The following is a 15,017-nucleotide window of genomic DNA, read 5'->3' as shown; positions in this document are numbered from 1 at the left end:
TCTGCACCTTATCAGACTCGCTGTAACCCGATGGCTCCAATATGGTGCGTTTCTGCACCTTATTACTCTTGTTGTCGACCACAGGCTCCATGGGTGCATTCATTTCTAACCTTATTGTTCCCGTTAGCGACTCAACGTCTCCATAATGCGCATTTCTGCACCTACTACTCAACCTTGGATACTTCATACGAGATAAAAAACGCCACCATCCCGAAGGATGATGGCGTTCCTATCAACATTTACAGTTTAAGCTTGCGAATACGCTCAACAGCACGCTCTGTGTTCTCGCGGCTGCCGAATGCCGTCAGACGCAGGTAGCCTTGACCGCTTTGGCCGAAACCAACGCCAGGCGTACCAACGATGTTCGCTTCCGACAGCAGGCGGTCGAAGAACGACCAGGAGTCAACGCCATTCGGCGTCTGGAGCCAAATGTATGGCGCGTTAACGCCGCCGTACACTTCCAGACCGATCGATTTCATGCCTTCGCGGATGATGCTCGCGTTCGTCATGTAGTAATCGATGATCGACTTCACTTGCTCTTTGCCCTCTGGCGAGTAGATCGCTGCAGCGCCGCGCTGCGTGACGTACGACACGCCATTGAACTTCGTCGTGTGACGGCGGTTCCACAGGTCATTCACAAGCAGCACATTGCCTTCCTTGTCGAAGCCTTTGAGCTCGCGAGGCACAACTGTGTATGCGCAGCGGATGCCTGTAAAGCCTGCCGTCTTCGAGAAGCTGCGGAACTCGATCGCTACTTCTTTCGCGCCTTCGATCTCGTAGATGCTGCGTGGCACATCCGCTTCCGTGATGAATGCTTCATAAGCGGAATCGAACAAAATAATGCAGTTGTTCGCTTTCGCATAGTCAACCCAAACCTTCAGTTCTTCCTTCGACAGCGTCATACCTGTAGGGTTGTTCGGGTAGCACAGATAGATGATGTCAACTTTACGCTTCGGCAGAGCTGGCTTGAAGTTGTTAGCCGCATTGCACTCCAGATATTCGATATTGTCATAACGGTTCGTCTCACGGTTGAACTTGCCGGAGCGACCAGCCATTACGTTCGTATCGACATAAACCGGATATACCGGATCTTGTACCGCAACAACTGCATCTTGGCTGAAAATTTCTTGAATGTTACCAACGTCGCACTTGGAGCCGTCACTCAGGAAAACTTCGTTCAACTGAATGTCGACGCCGCGTGATTTATAGTCATTCTCGATAATCGCTTGAACAAGAAAATCATAACCTTGCTCCGGACCATAGCCGCGGAACGTACCCGGCTGCGCCATTTCATCGACGGCTGCATGCATCGCTTGCACGACTGCAGTTGGAAGTCCTCGCGTTACGTCACCGATACCAAGGCTAATAATGTCGGCATTCGGATTCTCTTGTACAAATTTCGTACGGCGTTTCGCTATCTCAGAGAACAGATAGCTGCCTTGAAGCTCCAAATAGTTCTGATTCATCTGCGTCATTGCTCGATCACCTTTCCGTGACAGGGCGCGGGAGCAGCACTCCCGAACCGCGTATATTTATGTTAACAGCATAGCTCATCCTATACGTCGACTAAAATATACGAATGCGCAAAAAATTTGTACTATTTCACGGCTTAACGCTGACGTAAACTATGAAGCACGTGAGCCATATCATCCGGAATCGGTGCCTCGAACTCCAGATATTCGCCTGTTCTCGGGTGCTCGAAGCCTAGAATCGCCGCATGAAGCGCCTGACCGTTCAGATCGACCGTCTTGCTTCTTCCATACATTGGATCTCCGGCCAGCGGGTGGCCAATATACTTCATATGGACGCGGATCTGGTGGGTGCGGCCAGTCTCCAGTTGCAGCTCAAGCAACGTATAGTCATCGCCGAAGCGCTCGATGACGTTGAAGTGCGTTACCGCATGCCGGCTGTTCTTCTCCGTGACCGTGAACATTTTGCGGTCACGCTCATCACGACCGATCGGCGCATCAACCGTACCGCGTTCATGAGGCACGTTACCGTGCACAAGCGCAATATATTTGCGAGTAACCGTGTGCGCTTTCAATTGTGCAGAAAGCGAGGCGTGCGCTGTATCGTTCTTGGCAGCCATCAACAAGCCGGACGTATCCTTATCGATACGATGCACAATGCCAGGACGAATCGAGCCGTTAATGCCCGACAGATCCTTGCAGTGGTATAGCAGCGCATTAACGACCGTACCAGACGAGTGCCCCGGCGCAGGATGCACAACAAGTCCTCTCTGCTTATTAATGACGATGACATCGCTGTCCTCGTACTCAACTTGCAGCGGAATCGGCTCTGCCACAATTTCCGTAGGCTGTGCTTCCGGCACATTAACAGTCACCACATCACCAACAACGAGTCGGTGCTTAGGCTTCGCTTCATTCTCGTTCACAAGCACTGCGCCCGCTTTTATCCACTCTTGAATCTGCGTACGCGAAACAGCCTCATCGTCGAAAGCGTCAGCTACGAATTTATCCAGCCGTTCTCCGGCAGCCGAATCATCGATTTCCCATTCGAGTGATGTCCCATCTTCCGAAGTATCGTCTTCATCTATTTCATATACATATTCGATTTCGGTCTCTTCTTGATCCGTATTCCAATCTTGTGCCATTATTCCGATCTTTCCTTCCTATTCTTGCGGTTGTTTCGGCTCCAGATACGACGCCGCAATCGCCTTGTCAACATAAGCCTGTTTCTCCGCTCTTGCTGCAAGCAGTGAATCCAGGATGATTAAACAGACACCAATAAAAATCCCTGTATCTGCAAGGTTAAAAATAGCAAACGTATAGCTGCCGAACGTAAATTGCAGGAAGTCCACTACCTCGCCTGATCTTGCGCGGTCGATGAAGTTTCCAAGCGCGCCGCCAAGCACCATGGCAAGTCCCGTAAGCAGAACAGCTCTGCCTTGCTTGCGGGTCAGATAGGTCATGTAACTAACAAGCGCAATCGTGACGACGGTCGTGATAATGAGAAAGAATACGCGCTGGTCCTCAAGAAGACTGAACGCCGCACCCGTATTCCGGATCGATGTAATGACGAAGAAATCCCCGATTACATGCACTTGCTCATACAGATCCAGCTCATTGACGATGACCTTCTTGGATATGTAATCCACCAAAAACGTAATACCACTAATTACAAGATAAAACAATAATCGCAGCATCGTTTCCCTCCTAAAGCAATTCGCGTTACTTTCTGAAATACACTCTCTGCTAGCAAATTGCTGGCTTCGTAAGCATATGCATGACAGTCCTATCTATTGTAGCATAAACTTTGCAACAGCGACCACATCATACAAGGACGAAGGTCCTGCTTACCGATTGCAGAACTATCCAGAACAGGCTTGAACCTCCGCCTCCCTGCTTTGCTAAAATGTCGCCTCTCCGCTCACCCTATAGCTATTGCCGCACAATCGAAAACACGTGTAAATGCATAAGAAGGAAGGTGCTGACATTGACGATACTTAGCGAGCAGCAAATCGCCCATTTTCGAAGTCGGCTCATCGACAACAGAAAATCACTCGAGCAATCGCAGCATGACAGCGAAGATGGCGGTCTGGCCAACTCGCTCAAGGATCAGACCGGCGAGCTGTCTCCGATCGATAACCACCCTGGCGATGTAGCAACTGAAATGTTCGAACGCAGCAAAGATCTAGCGATTCATGAGCTGCAGGATTTACATCTCGAACGGATCGACGCCGCGTTAGCAGCGATCGATAACGGCACTTATGGCAAGTGCAGAACATGCGGACAAGCCATTCCGATTGAACGGCTGGAGGCGCTGCCCGATTCTTTATACTGTGCACAGCATGCACCGCGGCAGGAGCTGTCAAACCGACGCCCTGCCGAAGAAGATTTCCTGCAGCCTGCATTCGGTCGAAGTCGTCGCGAGGATGATGGTTATGTCGGTTTCGATGGTGAAGATGCTTGGCAGATCGTCGAGCATTATGGCAACTCGAACTCGCCCGCCATGTCTGAAAATCGGGAAGTCGACTCCTATAACGAAATGTATACAGAAGCCGACGAGAATGAAGGATTCGTCGAGCCCATTGAAAGCTTCCTCGCTACCGATATTACTGGTCGAGTCGTTTCCGTCGTCCGCAATCGTCAATACCATGAATATATGTCGCATGGCGAAGGCGATGACGAGTTGTCCTTCAACTCTTATGACGCCGATGACGATTCGAACAATCGCAGTTTCTAATACATTTTGCCTTCCAGCTGTGCTTGAACGACTCTAACCAGGTCAGCGACGAAATCTCCAATGATCGGAAGATTCAGCGCACCGAGTAACCGCAGTACGTAGAGGATGGTCGCGGCGAATACGGTAAAGCCTAGCGCGATGCCGACGCCGCGCGCTGTTCCTGACAAGAAATTGCGCCATATGAGCCGAAACGGCCGATTCAGCAGCTCGATGTAGTCGCGTATTTGCGCCCGTTCCATATCCTTGGCTACTTGATGCAGCTGCCGATCAACTGCGTTCAACGAAGCCCGAAGAGCATTCAGTTCCTGTTTCTCGTCCGCATCTTTCGTAATCGATACCATAACGGCCCATCCTTTCGGTGAAGGATAGGGGCGCAGCGCCCCTTTACCCCTTTAATTAACTTATTAAATGAAGAGTTTCTACCCACCCAAACCCTCCCTGGGAGGGCCCCATGGGTTTCCAACCCCTGGACCCCGGAATGGATCGAGGGATTAACAGAGGCGCAGTTTATGTCATGCGTGCGTGGAGTCGTATGCCCTGTGGGCATAACTTTTGTTCGAGCTTTTAAGAACAATGCCCCTGCGGGGCACAACTAACTTTTGTTCGAGCATCGTGTCCCAATGAAACACAAGGCTATCAAGGCTGCAAATAAATAAGTTTCCCTAGAAGTCGAGAACTTATAATTCCCTCATAACAACACCGAGCGCAAACTTGATGATTGCTCATCCAGTTTGCGCTCGTTTTATGTTGTGCTGCTATTTAGATTGTCCTTATTTCAGGATTTGAATTCCAACTGTCTTGCCGCCGAGTTCAACCCGCTCCATATCTTCAGCCGAACCGAACGATACCGTGTTGACAAGTACGTTCTCACGCAGCACGTTGTCGAACGATTGCAGCGCTGCCTGCAGCTCTGCATCGACCTCGAGTACCAGATCGATACGTTTCTCGATTGGCAAATCCAGCTTCTTGCGTGTATCCTGCACGGCGCGGATCACTTCGCGCACCCAACCCTCTTGCTCGAGCTCTGGCGTAATGTCCGTGTTCAGAGCAACCGTCAGCGAGTAACCGGATGCCGATGCGAAGCCAGCTTTCGCCTGCTTTTCAACAAGCAGCTCTTCAACCGTGATCGCTATCGATTCGCCTTCCGCCGTCGTGAACGACAGACCGCCACCTTGGACAGCTGCACGTGTCTGATCAGCAGCCAGCTCTTTCAGATACGATTGGATTGGTCCTACGTTCTTACCAAACTTCTTGCCTGCTACTTTGAGGTTTAACTTAAGCGTGAAATCAACGAATCCGCTGTCGCTGTTCTCGATTACGATCGTCTTCACATTAATCTCGTCCTTGATGATGTCCTCATAGGCTGCGACGTTGAAGTCGCGGTCAAGGGATACGATCAGCTCAGACAGCGGTTGACGCGTCTTGATGCCCGTCTCGTTACGCACGTTGCGTGCGAGCTCAACGATTTGACGCGCTGTCTCCATATCGCGTTCCAGCGCTTCGTCGATTGCCGACTCATCGGCCGTCGGGAAGTCCGCCAAGTGAACGCTGCCTTCGCCGCCGAGATTGCCGTATACATCGTCTGCAAGCAATGGAGCGTAAGGTGCAATCAGACGCGACAGTGTTACGAGAACGTGACGCAGCGTGCCGTATGCAGCCAGTTTCTCTTCCGTCAAGCCGCTTCCCCAGAATCGATCGCGCGAACGACGGATATACCAGTTGCTGAGTTCATCAACGAATGCTTCAATGCCTTTCGCAGGGTTCAGGAAGTCGTTCGCATCAAGACCTTTCACCGCTTGCGCGATCAAGCTGTTGAGACGCGATACGATCCAGCGGTCCAGCTTAGCCGTCGAAGGCTGATATGGATGCTCGGCTGGGTTATAGCCATCGATCGTTGCATACAATGCGAAGAACGCGTGTGTATTGACGATCGTGTCGATGACTTTCGATTTTGCCTCGGCTACGATACCGCGGGAGAAACGCTTGCTGTTCCAAGGAGCGCTGTCCGCAAGCAATGCCCAACGGAATGCGTCCGTTCCGAACTCATTGATGATTTCCCAAGGATCGATAACGTTGCCTTTCGACTTGGACATTTTCTGACCGTTCTCATCAAGAATGTGACCCGTCGAGATGACCGCTTTATATGGCGCTTTGCCATTGAATAACGTCGATACGGCGAGCAGCGAGAAGAACCAGCCGCGCGTTTGGTCGATGCCTTCGCAGATAATGTCTGCTGGATATTGATCCGCGAACTTCGACTCGTCGCTGAACGGATAGTGCTGCTGAGCGAAGGGCATCGAGCCGCTGTCGAACCAGACGTCGATAACTTCAGACGTACGCGTCATCACAGCGCCTTCTGCGAATGGCGATTTCAGTTTGATTTCGTCCACATAAGGCTTGTGAAGCTCGATATCCTCTGGCACAAAATCAACCGCGCGAGCACGAAGATCGGCGATGCTGCTCGGCGCATATTCTTTGCCCGTTGCTTCGCACACCCATACGTTGAGCGGCGTGCCCCAGTAACGATTACGGCTGATGTTCCAGTCGACCAAGTCTTCCAGGAACTTGCCGAAGCGGCCTTCGCGAATGTGGCCTGGGTACCAATCCACTTCGCTGTTGTTCTTGATCAGCTGATCTTTGACAGCTGTCGTCTCGATGAACCAGCTCTCCGTTGCGTAGTAGAGCAGCGGCGATTTGCAGCGCCAGCAGAATGGATAGCTGTGCTCGTATTTCTCTTTGCTGAACAACAGGCCGCGCTCGCTCAGCATTTTGACAATGTCAATATCGCAATCTTTAACGAAACGGCCTGCGAGATCCGTTACTTCGTCAACGTATCGGCCGGCATTGTTCACGACGCTCAGCATGCTGATGCCGTTCGCGCGTGCTGCCTTATAGTCATCGTCACCATGCGCTGGCGCGATGTGAACGATACCCGTACCGCTCGTATCGCTGACGAATTCAGCGCCGATTACGAAATGACCTTTCTCGATCGCAACGTAGCGGAATGGCGGCTCATAGCTCTTGCCAACAAGGTCCGCACCTTTAACTGTGCCAACAATTTCGTATTCGCCGTCCTTGAACACCGACTCAACAAGCGCCTGTGCTACAACGTAAGTCTCTTCGCCGCGCTTCACTTTCGCGTAATCGAGATTAGGATTCACAGCGAGCGCTACGTTCGCAGGAAGCGTCCAAGGCGTCGTCGTCCATGCAAGCACATACTCGTTCGAGTCTGCAAGCTTGAACTTAACCGTTGCACTTAGATCTTTAACGTCCTCGTAGCCTTGGGCAACCTCATGCGAGCTGAGCGTCGTCTGGCAGCAAGGGCAATATGGGCTTACGCGGTGACCGCGATACAGCAACCCTTTCTCATGAATCTTAGAGAGCAGATGCCACACGCTTTCGATGTAGTTGTTGTCGAGCGTGATATACGGATTGTCCATGTCTGTCCAGTATGCGATTGCTTCCGTCAGCTCGCGCCATTGCTTCTCGTATTCGAATACGCTCGCTTTACATTTCTTGATGAACGCTTCAACGCCATAATTCTCGATCTCTTGCTTGCCGGAGATGCCAAGCTGCTTCTCCACGCCCAGCTCAACTGGCAGACCGTGTGTATCCCAGCCCGCCTTGCGAACGACACGGTAACCCGACATCGTCTTATAGCGGCAGATGAAGTCTTTGATTACGCGGCCAAGCACGTGACCGATGTGCGGCGCACCGTTAGCGGTAGGAGGTCCTTCATAGAATACAAAGTTCGGTTTGCCCTCCCGGTTCGTAATCGATTGCTTGAACGTGTCATTGTTTCTCCATTGTTCCAGTACGCGAAGCTCGCGGCTCCGCGCGCGTTCCTTGACGTCTACGCGCTGCATCGTTGTCATTCCCCTTCCAATTGAACCTTAATGAAATGAAAAAAGACCCGTCCCCAATAAGGGACGAGTCATTGCTCGCGATACCACCCTCGTTCCATTCATCCTTCCGCGAATAGCGGCCATCGTCGCAGCTTCTATATGCTGCAGCCGAGGTATGAATGGCACCTCTGTCACGAACGAGCGCTAGTAAGCGTCTCTCGTTCGAGTTCCCTGTAACGGTGGACATCCGTCAGCGCTTATTGCTGCCAGCCTGATGTTATCGCTGCTGCGACAACCGGTCTGCACATGTTCAGCACTGCTTCTCAGAGAGGATATTCCGATGCATACCGAACGCCGGCTTTCAGCAAATGCCGGCTCTCTGGGGAACGGAAACGCAGCGTACTTGTTCTCGTCAACGAAGTTCACTTCATTCATAATATAACTAGTTATAGCGCAGCGTGCCGGAATTGTCAAATTCGGCACGCTGCATCTCTTCCTATTGAACAGCAGGCAGGCTACAGACGTTCCTGCGCTGCTGCGGCGTTCGATTCCAGTGCTTCCCAACCGTCTTGGCTGAGCAGCTCGAGCTGCGCCTCAACGAGCGTACGGAACCTTGCGCGGTAGATCGAAGCCTGTTTCTTCAGCTCTTCGACCTCAAGAGCTACCTTACGCGACTTGGACAACGCCTCATTGATGATCCGGTCAGCGTTCTTCTCCGCTTCCTTCACGATCAGCTGCGCTTCCTTCTTCGCGTTCGTCTTCACTTCATCGGCAGCTTCCTGCGCGATAATAATGGTCTTGCTTAGCGTTTCTTCGATGTTGGAGAAGTGGTTCAACTTTTCCTGCAGTCCGAGCATCTGGTTCTGCATTTCTTTGTTTTCTCGAATCAACGACTCGTAGTCCTTGATGACCTGATCCAGGAATTCATTAACTTCATCCTCGTCGTAACCGCGAAGTCTTCTTCCAAATTCCTTATTATGTATGTCCAATGGCGTTAGCGGCATTGGCGCACCTCCTAATGGATATGACGGATCTGTGTTTGTAATGAATCTGTTCGACAGCACCGTCCAAAATCCTGCATCAGATCAAATAAATTTCCCAATCAGCACGCGAACTCTGCCTTTTTTTGTCATTCCTTCAATTTCCATTACTTTGAATCGGCCGAGCCCCTTGATCGAAATCATATCGCCAGCTTTCAGCATGGCGGAAGGGTCTTCGACGACCTTCCAATTGACACGACATCGTCCGGCTCGGATCGGATCAACAATACGCGTTCTGCTGATACGGTAAGCATCGCTTGCGATACCGTCCAAACGCAGAGAAGCCACCGAAAGACTCATTTCCTCCAGCTTCGGCACAACTTCGCGAAGCGCTGATAACGGAATCAGCTCGGTCAGGACATGAATCCGGTGGACTTGACGCAAATGAATATTGATATAGTCGGCAATTTCTTCCGTGACAAGGACATGACAGCCATCCTCATGCACATGAATGTCGCCGATCAGATCTCTCTTGACGCCAAGCCCGAGCAGTGCCCCGAGATAATCCCCGTGGTCCAGCTCCAAATGGCCTTGCGAATCTGCCGTAACGGCAATTGCCTGCACGCCCATTGGCTCATCGTCGAGATACGCGTAATCCGGCGCAATAAGCGCCCGCTTCCTCTCGGCATGCGAACCGCCGCCTTCGAACCGAATCTCGACGCGGCCATTCCGGTTAGCAAGCGAACGTACAATCTCTATCTGCCTAGGGTCCAAATAATCGGTACGTTTCCACTCATGCTGCTGTGCAGCCCGCTCGATCCACTCGTCCACCCGATCGACGAATGCACGCTCGTCCGGGTGGAAATGGTCGTAAATATTGCTCTTCGCATTCATCGGCTGCCTTCGTACCTACAGGAAGAAGTCCAGCACGAACACAATGCCGTAAGCAATGAAATTGAGCGCTACAAGCGCAATGAACGGAGAAATGTCAATCATGCCGCCGATTGGTGGAATGAATCTGCGGAAGATGGACAAGTACGGCTCGACGATTTTGCCCAATAGCTGGCCAATAAAGCTCGCCCTTGCATTCGGAAACCACGACAACAATACGTAACCGATAATCAAATAGGTATAAATGTATTCAAGCTGAAATACATAGTGGCTAAGTGTGCTTAGCAAATCAAGGTCACCTCATTCGTTTGTAATCCTGTTCGTCCACTAGCAGTTCGGAGATGGTTCCTTGAATTTCTACGTTCTCTGGCGCGCAGAAGAAAATACCTGGTCCGATCCGGTTCATCGTTCCGCTGACCGCATAAAGCGTGCCAAGCAGGAAATCGAAGATCCTCTTCGCAACATCACTAGGTACACGCTGCAGATTGACTACAACGCCGCGGCGCGCACGCAGATGATCGGCAATTTCTTGTGCTTCCTCGAACGAACGTGGCTCGTTCAACACAACCCGAACATTTTTCTGCGAGTGGATACTCACAATATTGGAGCTCTTCGATTGTTTACGCGCTTCGAACGGCGAGGTTTCAAAATCATTCTCGTGTTGTTCTTCAGCATGCTGCTGCTGATGCGGCTGCTGCGTAACCTTATCGTGCTCAATAATTTCTTCTTCGTCTTGAAGACCAAAAAAATTCATGAAACGATTCATTACACTCATTACTTACGCCTCCTCTTTCCCCACTAGAATCGTGCCAAGACGTACCCAGGTTGCTCCTTCTTCAATTGCTACTGTAAAATCGTTGGACATGCCCATCGAGAGCTCGGTCAACGGATGCTCCACAATGCCAAGTTCATTGAGCTGATCGCGCAGCTGCCGGAGCGCTCGGAATACAGGCCGCGTCTCTTCTGCTTCCGCCTCGAAAGGCGCCATCGTCATCAGACCGATTGGCCGAATCGAACGATATCCTTTCAACTCGCGTAGAAACGCTGGCACTTCCTCCGGCTCTAAGCCCTGCTTGCTATCCTCACCCGATACATTGACTTGAATGAAGCAAGGTACGATGATGCCTAGCTTGTCTGCTCGATCTGCGATAGCTTGCGCCAGCGACAGCCTGTCCAGTGAATGAATGTATGTAAACTTGCCGATGACGTCCTTCACTTTGTTCGTCTGAAGCGATCCGATATAATGCCAGATCGGCGCCTCCGACTGCGGCAGCTCCTGCAGCGCTTCCCACTTCGGCTTCGCGTTCTGCCAGCGGTTCTCTCCCAGCTGACGAACGCCATGCGCGACAACGTCTCGAACGCTGTCAAGCGACACGTATTTCGTTACAGCGACGACGTTCACTTCATCACGGCTTCTTCCGCTGCGTGCGCATGCTGCCTGAATTAATTGTTCCACATCTTGTATCCGTTCTGCTAACGTCGACAAGAGGTTCACCTCTTCTCCATGCCAATCCAGCTTGCCATGCGGCCGGTTGCACCATGCTCTGCGCGATGCGAGAACAACAGATCACTCCGACAGCTGGTACACCACGATGATAATTCGATATGAGTCGGCAAAATTCCTGCTTTTATCATAATCTGTCGGTTGATTTCTTTCAAGTCGAGCATCGCCTTGCCATCTTGCGTTCGGCGAATCATTGACTCAACTGCCGGCGTACCGGCAAAACCGCTGCAGAGCGACTCCATCCGACCAATAACAGGGCCATCTACCTCATAGCAGCACCCGCCGATAGCAGGACCAATCGCACCGAGAAGCTGCGAAGGATCCGTTCCGAACGCCTGCTGCATCGTCTCGACAGTCCGGCACGCGATCTCAGAAGCCGTACCTTTCCATCCAGCATGAGCCAGGCCAACAGCTTTGTGGACAGGGTCATAGAAGTACAATGGCACACAATCTGCATAAAAGGATGCGAGCAGCACGCCGCGAACATTCGTTACAAGGGCATCCGTATCCTGCAATGCCGACTGCCGCGAATCGCGTCCGCGACCGATATCCTCAGCCGTTACAATATGTACGCTATCGCTGTGAACTTGTTCCGCGCATGTGAACGCTGTGAACGGCCATCCAAGCGCGTCTGTGAGCCGCTTGCGATTCGTTACAACATCCTCATCCCGGTCACCCACATGCAGTCCCATATTGAGCGATGACCATTGGCCGCCGCTAACGCCGCCTAGTTTCGTCGTAAAGCCTGCCGTAATGCGGGCATCTGCGTTCTCCCACGCGTCAAGCCGCATGAGCGAAGCCCCTTCGCGCTCAGCCTGATCCCATACAAATGGTTCCATTCGTGCCACCTCTTTATGTCTATTCAGTTAAGTGTACCATAGGGCAGTACGACGGAACAGCAAAAAAGGGAGCCCGGCGCACAACAGGCGTTCGGGCTCTGCTTACGTTCTTACCGGTATTTCTTCCTCTTCCGTCTTATACGCCGCCGCCTTCGCTTCATCCAAGCGAACAAGCACAACATCCGCACCGATCTTCACAATGTTCCGCCACGGAATAATGATGTCCGTGCCGCCTCCGAACATCCCGAAGAAACGAGTGAAGGTTGGCACAACGATCGAATCGATACGTCCCTGACGAAGATCAAGCTCCAGATCGCTTACTTGCCCCAGCTTCTTCCCATCCACGATGTTGATAACATCCTTGGTCTGAAAGTCTGATATTTTCACGCTGTTCACCGCTTTCTGCGCCGGATGGTAGACCAATGCCCATGAACTCCTGTTATTACTATATGACCATCCTGTCTAAAATGTCCTGCCGGCGCAAAAAAACGGCGCAGCCAGCGCCGTTTGGAAAGCTTAGTGTCGAAGGTCTAACGATTGTTCAGGTCTTGACATGCTTCTGCATCTGTTGAATGGCCGACTTCTCCAGGCGAGAAACTTGAGCCTGTGAGATGCCGATTTCGTCAGCCACTTCCATCTGCGTCTTGCCTTCGAAGAAGCGCATGGACAGAATCATTTTCTCACGCTCATTAAGCTTGTGCATCGCTTCGCGGAGCGCGATTTCTTCTATCCACGAGATGTCCTTGTTCTTGTCGTCGCTAATCTGATCCATCACATAGATCGGATCGCCGCCATCATGATAGATCGGCTCGAAGAGCGAGACGGGATCCTGGATAGCATCGAGAGCGAAGACGACGTCCTCCTTCGGCACGCCGAGCACCTCCGAAATTTCGAAAATCGTCGGCTCGCGCGAATTCTGGTTCGTCAAACTGTCGCGTACTTGCAGCGCTTTGTATGCGATATCCCGGAGACTGCGCGATACGCGAATCGGATTGTTGTCACGCAAATAGCGGCGAATTTCACCGATGATCATCGGTACGGCGTACGTACTGAATTTGACATTCTGGCTCAAGTCGAAATTATCGATCGCCTTCATCAGTCCGATGCAGCCGACCTGGAATAGATCGTCGACATATTCGCCACGGTTATTGAACCGTTGAATGACGCTGAGAACGAGCCTCAGATTGCCGTTCACCAATTTCTCTCTTGCTGCCCGTTCGTTGCGCGTTTGCAGCGCCGTGAACAACTCACGCATTTCTGCATTCGTCAGGACAGGCAGTTTCGACGTATCCACACCACAGATCTCGACTTTATTTCGGGTCAACGTGATTACCTCCCAAGGAGAAACATTAATGTTCATTATCTCCCCGCCCCCCCGAAATATTCCTGTCCCCGACACAGTTCGACACGCCTCATGAAAACGTTGTCGTATAAGCGGTTGCTGCCATGAAAGCGCTGTAGCATCTCTAGAAAAAAAGAAAACAAGCTCTCGGGCCAGGTGACCAGAGAGCTTGCAGCATATGCATTACATCAATACAAGTCGGCTTATCCGTTTATTCTGTTCTTCCGCGCTGCCGTCTGTCTGCACCTCGCCTCGATAAATCACTTCGCCCGTCTTAGCGTTGACAAGAGCAACTCCGCGAAGCGGCGCGCTATTGTTATCGTTTTGATACGTAATCCGAACTAATTCAGCATTATAGGTGCCCACCTGTGCATCATTAGCTCCCCAAGCATGCGTATCAACCTTCCATGGAGCAGGCAGCTCTTGACTGTCTTCATACAGCTTGAAGGCGTTGTAGTAAACGACACCTTCGTTCACGGAAAGACTGTCCACTCGGTCATTTACGATTGTCGTTTGATAGGAATTGCCCGTCTGTTCATCATTAATGGCTAGCTTTCGCAATGAATAATCACGGAAATCGTAAGCGTAATAATCCGTCGTTTCAGATGATGCCGTTTCATCGTTACTTGCTTGCTTCTTACTTGCTAACGCGATCAACCCGATCGTATCCGTGAAGGTAATAAAGTTCGCGCGATATGCAGCATTCGAGTCGAGCCCTGCTAATTCGCTTATCAAATCGGTCTCTTTCGTAATCGTTTGCGTATCCAAATTGATATCCAATCGAATGATTTTCGCGATCTGGCCAAAGTTTGTTTCTTTCGATGACTGTGGTTCCTCATACCGTACCATGTAGACGCTAATATTCGAATCATCGATTTGGCGATTAACATTGGTGAACCAGTAATTTACTCGTTCATGTTTCGGCAGATCCAGCGTAAACTGGGTTGTCTTCTTCGTCTCTTTATTCAGCGTCGCGACTTCCAATTCCCAACGCCCTTCGACCTGCTCACTATTGGAATAGCTTAACATGGACGGTTCATTAACGAATCTTCCATAAGCTTTCTTCCCAGCCATGAACCGACGTTTCTCTTTCGTATTGCCGAACTCATCATTCACCGTATCGACACCGAACCATCGGAAATGAAAACGGGTTGGTTCGTAAGATACTCCTTGTTCACCGATATTGACCTGGCTAGATATCGAATTCGTATACTTATAGTTCGCTTCCACCGTAAAATCTTTATCGGACGGGGCTTTGCCCTCCACCGTAACCAATCTGAATTCGGGGCTTCCGCTCGTCTTCCAGCCCGTCGTTACAGCGTACATTCCGATAGCCACGATTGTGAATGCAAGCACTGCAAACGTAAATCCATATTTTCTAAACAATCTTAAGCCTCCTCTCGATCCTCA

15 protein-coding genes and 1 other annotated feature are annotated in these 15,017 nt (G+C 51.1%); of the genes, 1 reads left to right on the top strand and 14 read right to left on the bottom strand.

The window, feature by feature from the left end:
* Positions 1-239: 239 nt before the first annotated feature.
* The 3 genes from SBI19_RS15870 to lspA form a co-directional block, all read right to left on the bottom strand.
* The gene (locus SBI19_RS15870; RefSeq protein ID WP_317969847.1) at positions 240-1,475 is read right to left on the bottom strand and encodes an LL-diaminopimelate aminotransferase; all 1,236 of its coding nucleotides are present in this window, start codon (positions 1,473-1,475) and stop codon (positions 240-242) included.
* A gap of 134 nt (positions 1,476-1,609) precedes the next feature.
* Positions 1,610-2,614, bottom strand: a complete 1,005-nt coding sequence (locus tag SBI19_RS15865; protein ID WP_317969845.1) for an RluA family pseudouridine synthase — start codon at positions 2,612-2,614, stop codon at positions 1,610-1,612.
* A gap of 18 nt (positions 2,615-2,632) precedes the next feature.
* A complete protein-coding gene (gene lspA, locus SBI19_RS15860) occupies positions 2,633-3,166 on the bottom strand; it encodes a signal peptidase II (RefSeq protein ID WP_317969844.1) in 534 nt (177 codons plus the stop codon).
* Positions 3,167-3,456: 290 nt separating this feature from the next.
* On the opposite strand from lspA, the gene SBI19_RS15855 reads away from it, so the two are divergent.
* Positions 3,457-4,206 carry a TraR/DksA C4-type zinc finger protein gene (locus tag SBI19_RS15855; RefSeq protein ID WP_317969842.1) on the top strand — a complete coding sequence of 250 codons (750 nt, stop codon included), beginning with the start codon at positions 3,457-3,459 and terminating at the stop codon, positions 4,204-4,206.
* On the opposite strand, the gene SBI19_RS15850 is transcribed toward SBI19_RS15855, so the two are convergent.
* The 11 genes from SBI19_RS15850 to SBI19_RS15800 all read right to left on the bottom strand — a co-directional run bounded on the left by SBI19_RS15850 (position 4,203) and on the right by SBI19_RS15800 (position 14,993).
* Positions 4,203-4,547 carry a DUF5665 domain-containing protein gene (locus SBI19_RS15850; RefSeq protein ID WP_317969840.1) on the bottom strand — a complete coding sequence of 115 codons (345 nt, stop codon included), beginning with the start codon at positions 4,545-4,547 and terminating at the stop codon, positions 4,203-4,205. The genes SBI19_RS15855 and SBI19_RS15850 overlap by 4 nt on opposite strands.
* 429 nt (positions 4,548-4,976) lie before the next feature.
* On the bottom strand, positions 4,977-8,072 hold the full coding sequence (ileS, locus tag SBI19_RS15845) for an isoleucine--tRNA ligase (RefSeq protein WP_317969838.1): 3,096 nt from the start codon (positions 8,070-8,072) through the stop codon (positions 4,977-4,979).
* Positions 8,073-8,128: 56 nt separating this feature from the next.
* Positions 8,129-8,476, bottom strand: a binding site (T-box leader).
* Between the two features lie 90 nt (positions 8,477-8,566).
* A complete protein-coding gene (locus tag SBI19_RS15840; RefSeq protein WP_317969836.1) occupies positions 8,567-9,055 on the bottom strand; it encodes a DivIVA domain-containing protein in 489 nt (162 codons plus the stop codon).
* Between the two features lie 81 nt (positions 9,056-9,136).
* A complete protein-coding gene (locus SBI19_RS15835) occupies positions 9,137-9,925 on the bottom strand; it encodes a YlmH family RNA-binding protein (RefSeq protein WP_317969834.1) in 789 nt (262 codons plus the stop codon).
* Positions 9,926-9,940: 15 nt separating this feature from the next.
* Complete coding sequence (locus SBI19_RS15830) at positions 9,941-10,210, bottom strand: YggT family protein (RefSeq protein ID WP_317969832.1); 270 nt, start codon at positions 10,208-10,210, stop codon at positions 9,941-9,943.
* Positions 10,211-10,217: 7 nt separating this feature from the next.
* The gene (locus SBI19_RS15825) at positions 10,218-10,697 is read right to left on the bottom strand and encodes a cell division protein SepF (RefSeq protein WP_317969830.1); all 480 of its coding nucleotides are present in this window, start codon (positions 10,695-10,697) and stop codon (positions 10,218-10,220) included.
* A 3-nt stretch (positions 10,698-10,700) separates the two neighbouring features.
* Positions 10,701-11,417 (bottom strand): YggS family pyridoxal phosphate-dependent enzyme, encoded by a 717-nt coding sequence (locus SBI19_RS15820; protein ID WP_317969828.1) that lies wholly within the window; start codon positions 11,415-11,417, stop codon positions 10,701-10,703.
* Positions 11,414-12,265, bottom strand: coding sequence for a peptidoglycan editing factor PgeF (pgeF, locus tag SBI19_RS15815; RefSeq protein ID WP_317969826.1), 852 nt, complete (start codon positions 12,263-12,265; stop codon positions 11,414-11,416). The genes SBI19_RS15820 and pgeF overlap by 4 nt, the downstream gene beginning before the upstream one ends.
* 102 nt (positions 12,266-12,367) lie before the next feature.
* On the bottom strand, positions 12,368-12,652 hold the full coding sequence (locus SBI19_RS15810) for a YlmC/YmxH family sporulation protein (RefSeq protein ID WP_110047537.1): 285 nt from the start codon (positions 12,650-12,652) through the stop codon (positions 12,368-12,370).
* A 154-nt stretch (positions 12,653-12,806) separates the two neighbouring features.
* Positions 12,807-13,589 (bottom strand): RNA polymerase sporulation sigma factor SigG, encoded by a 783-nt coding sequence (gene sigG, locus SBI19_RS15805; protein ID WP_110047538.1) that lies wholly within the window; start codon positions 13,587-13,589, stop codon positions 12,807-12,809.
* A gap of 201 nt (positions 13,590-13,790) precedes the next feature.
* On the bottom strand, positions 13,791-14,993 hold the full coding sequence (locus tag SBI19_RS15800; RefSeq protein WP_317969823.1) for a hypothetical protein: 1,203 nt from the start codon (positions 14,991-14,993) through the stop codon (positions 13,791-13,793).
* Between the last annotated feature and the right edge of the window lie 24 nt (positions 14,994-15,017).

The sequence above is a fragment of the Paenibacillus sp. CCS19 genome, assembly GCF_033239625.1.
Lineage (GTDB): Bacteria > Bacillota > Bacilli > Paenibacillales > Paenibacillaceae > Paenibacillus_T.
This window is presented reverse-complemented; position numbering and strand designations above follow the sequence as displayed.

Coding starts and splice junctions, on each gene's coding strand:
- SBI19_RS15870 (WP_317969847.1), bottom strand. CDS start 1,475: ATGACGCAGATGAATCAGAACTATTTGGAGCTTCAAGGCAGCTATCTG.
- SBI19_RS15865 (WP_317969845.1), bottom strand. CDS start 2,614: ATGGCACAAGATTGGAATACGGATCAAGAAGAGACCGAAATCGAATAT.
- lspA (WP_317969844.1), bottom strand. CDS start 3,166: ATGCTGCGATTATTGTTTTATCTTGTAATTAGTGGTATTACGTTTTTG.
- SBI19_RS15850 (WP_317969840.1), bottom strand. CDS start 4,547: ATGGTATCGATTACGAAAGATGCGGACGAGAAACAGGAACTGAATGCT.
- ileS (WP_317969838.1), bottom strand. CDS start 8,072: ATGCAGCGCGTAGACGTCAAGGAACGCGCGCGGAGCCGCGAGCTTCGC.
- SBI19_RS15840 (WP_317969836.1), bottom strand. CDS start 9,055: ATGCCGCTAACGCCATTGGACATACATAATAAGGAATTTGGAAGAAGA.
- SBI19_RS15835 (WP_317969834.1), bottom strand. CDS start 9,925: ATGAATGCGAAGAGCAATATTTACGACCATTTCCACCCGGACGAGCGT.
- SBI19_RS15825 (WP_317969830.1), bottom strand. CDS start 10,697: ATGAGTGTAATGAATCGTTTCATGAATTTTTTTGGTCTTCAAGACGAA.
- pgeF (WP_317969826.1), bottom strand. CDS start 12,265: ATGGAACCATTTGTATGGGATCAGGCTGAGCGCGAAGGGGCTTCGCTC.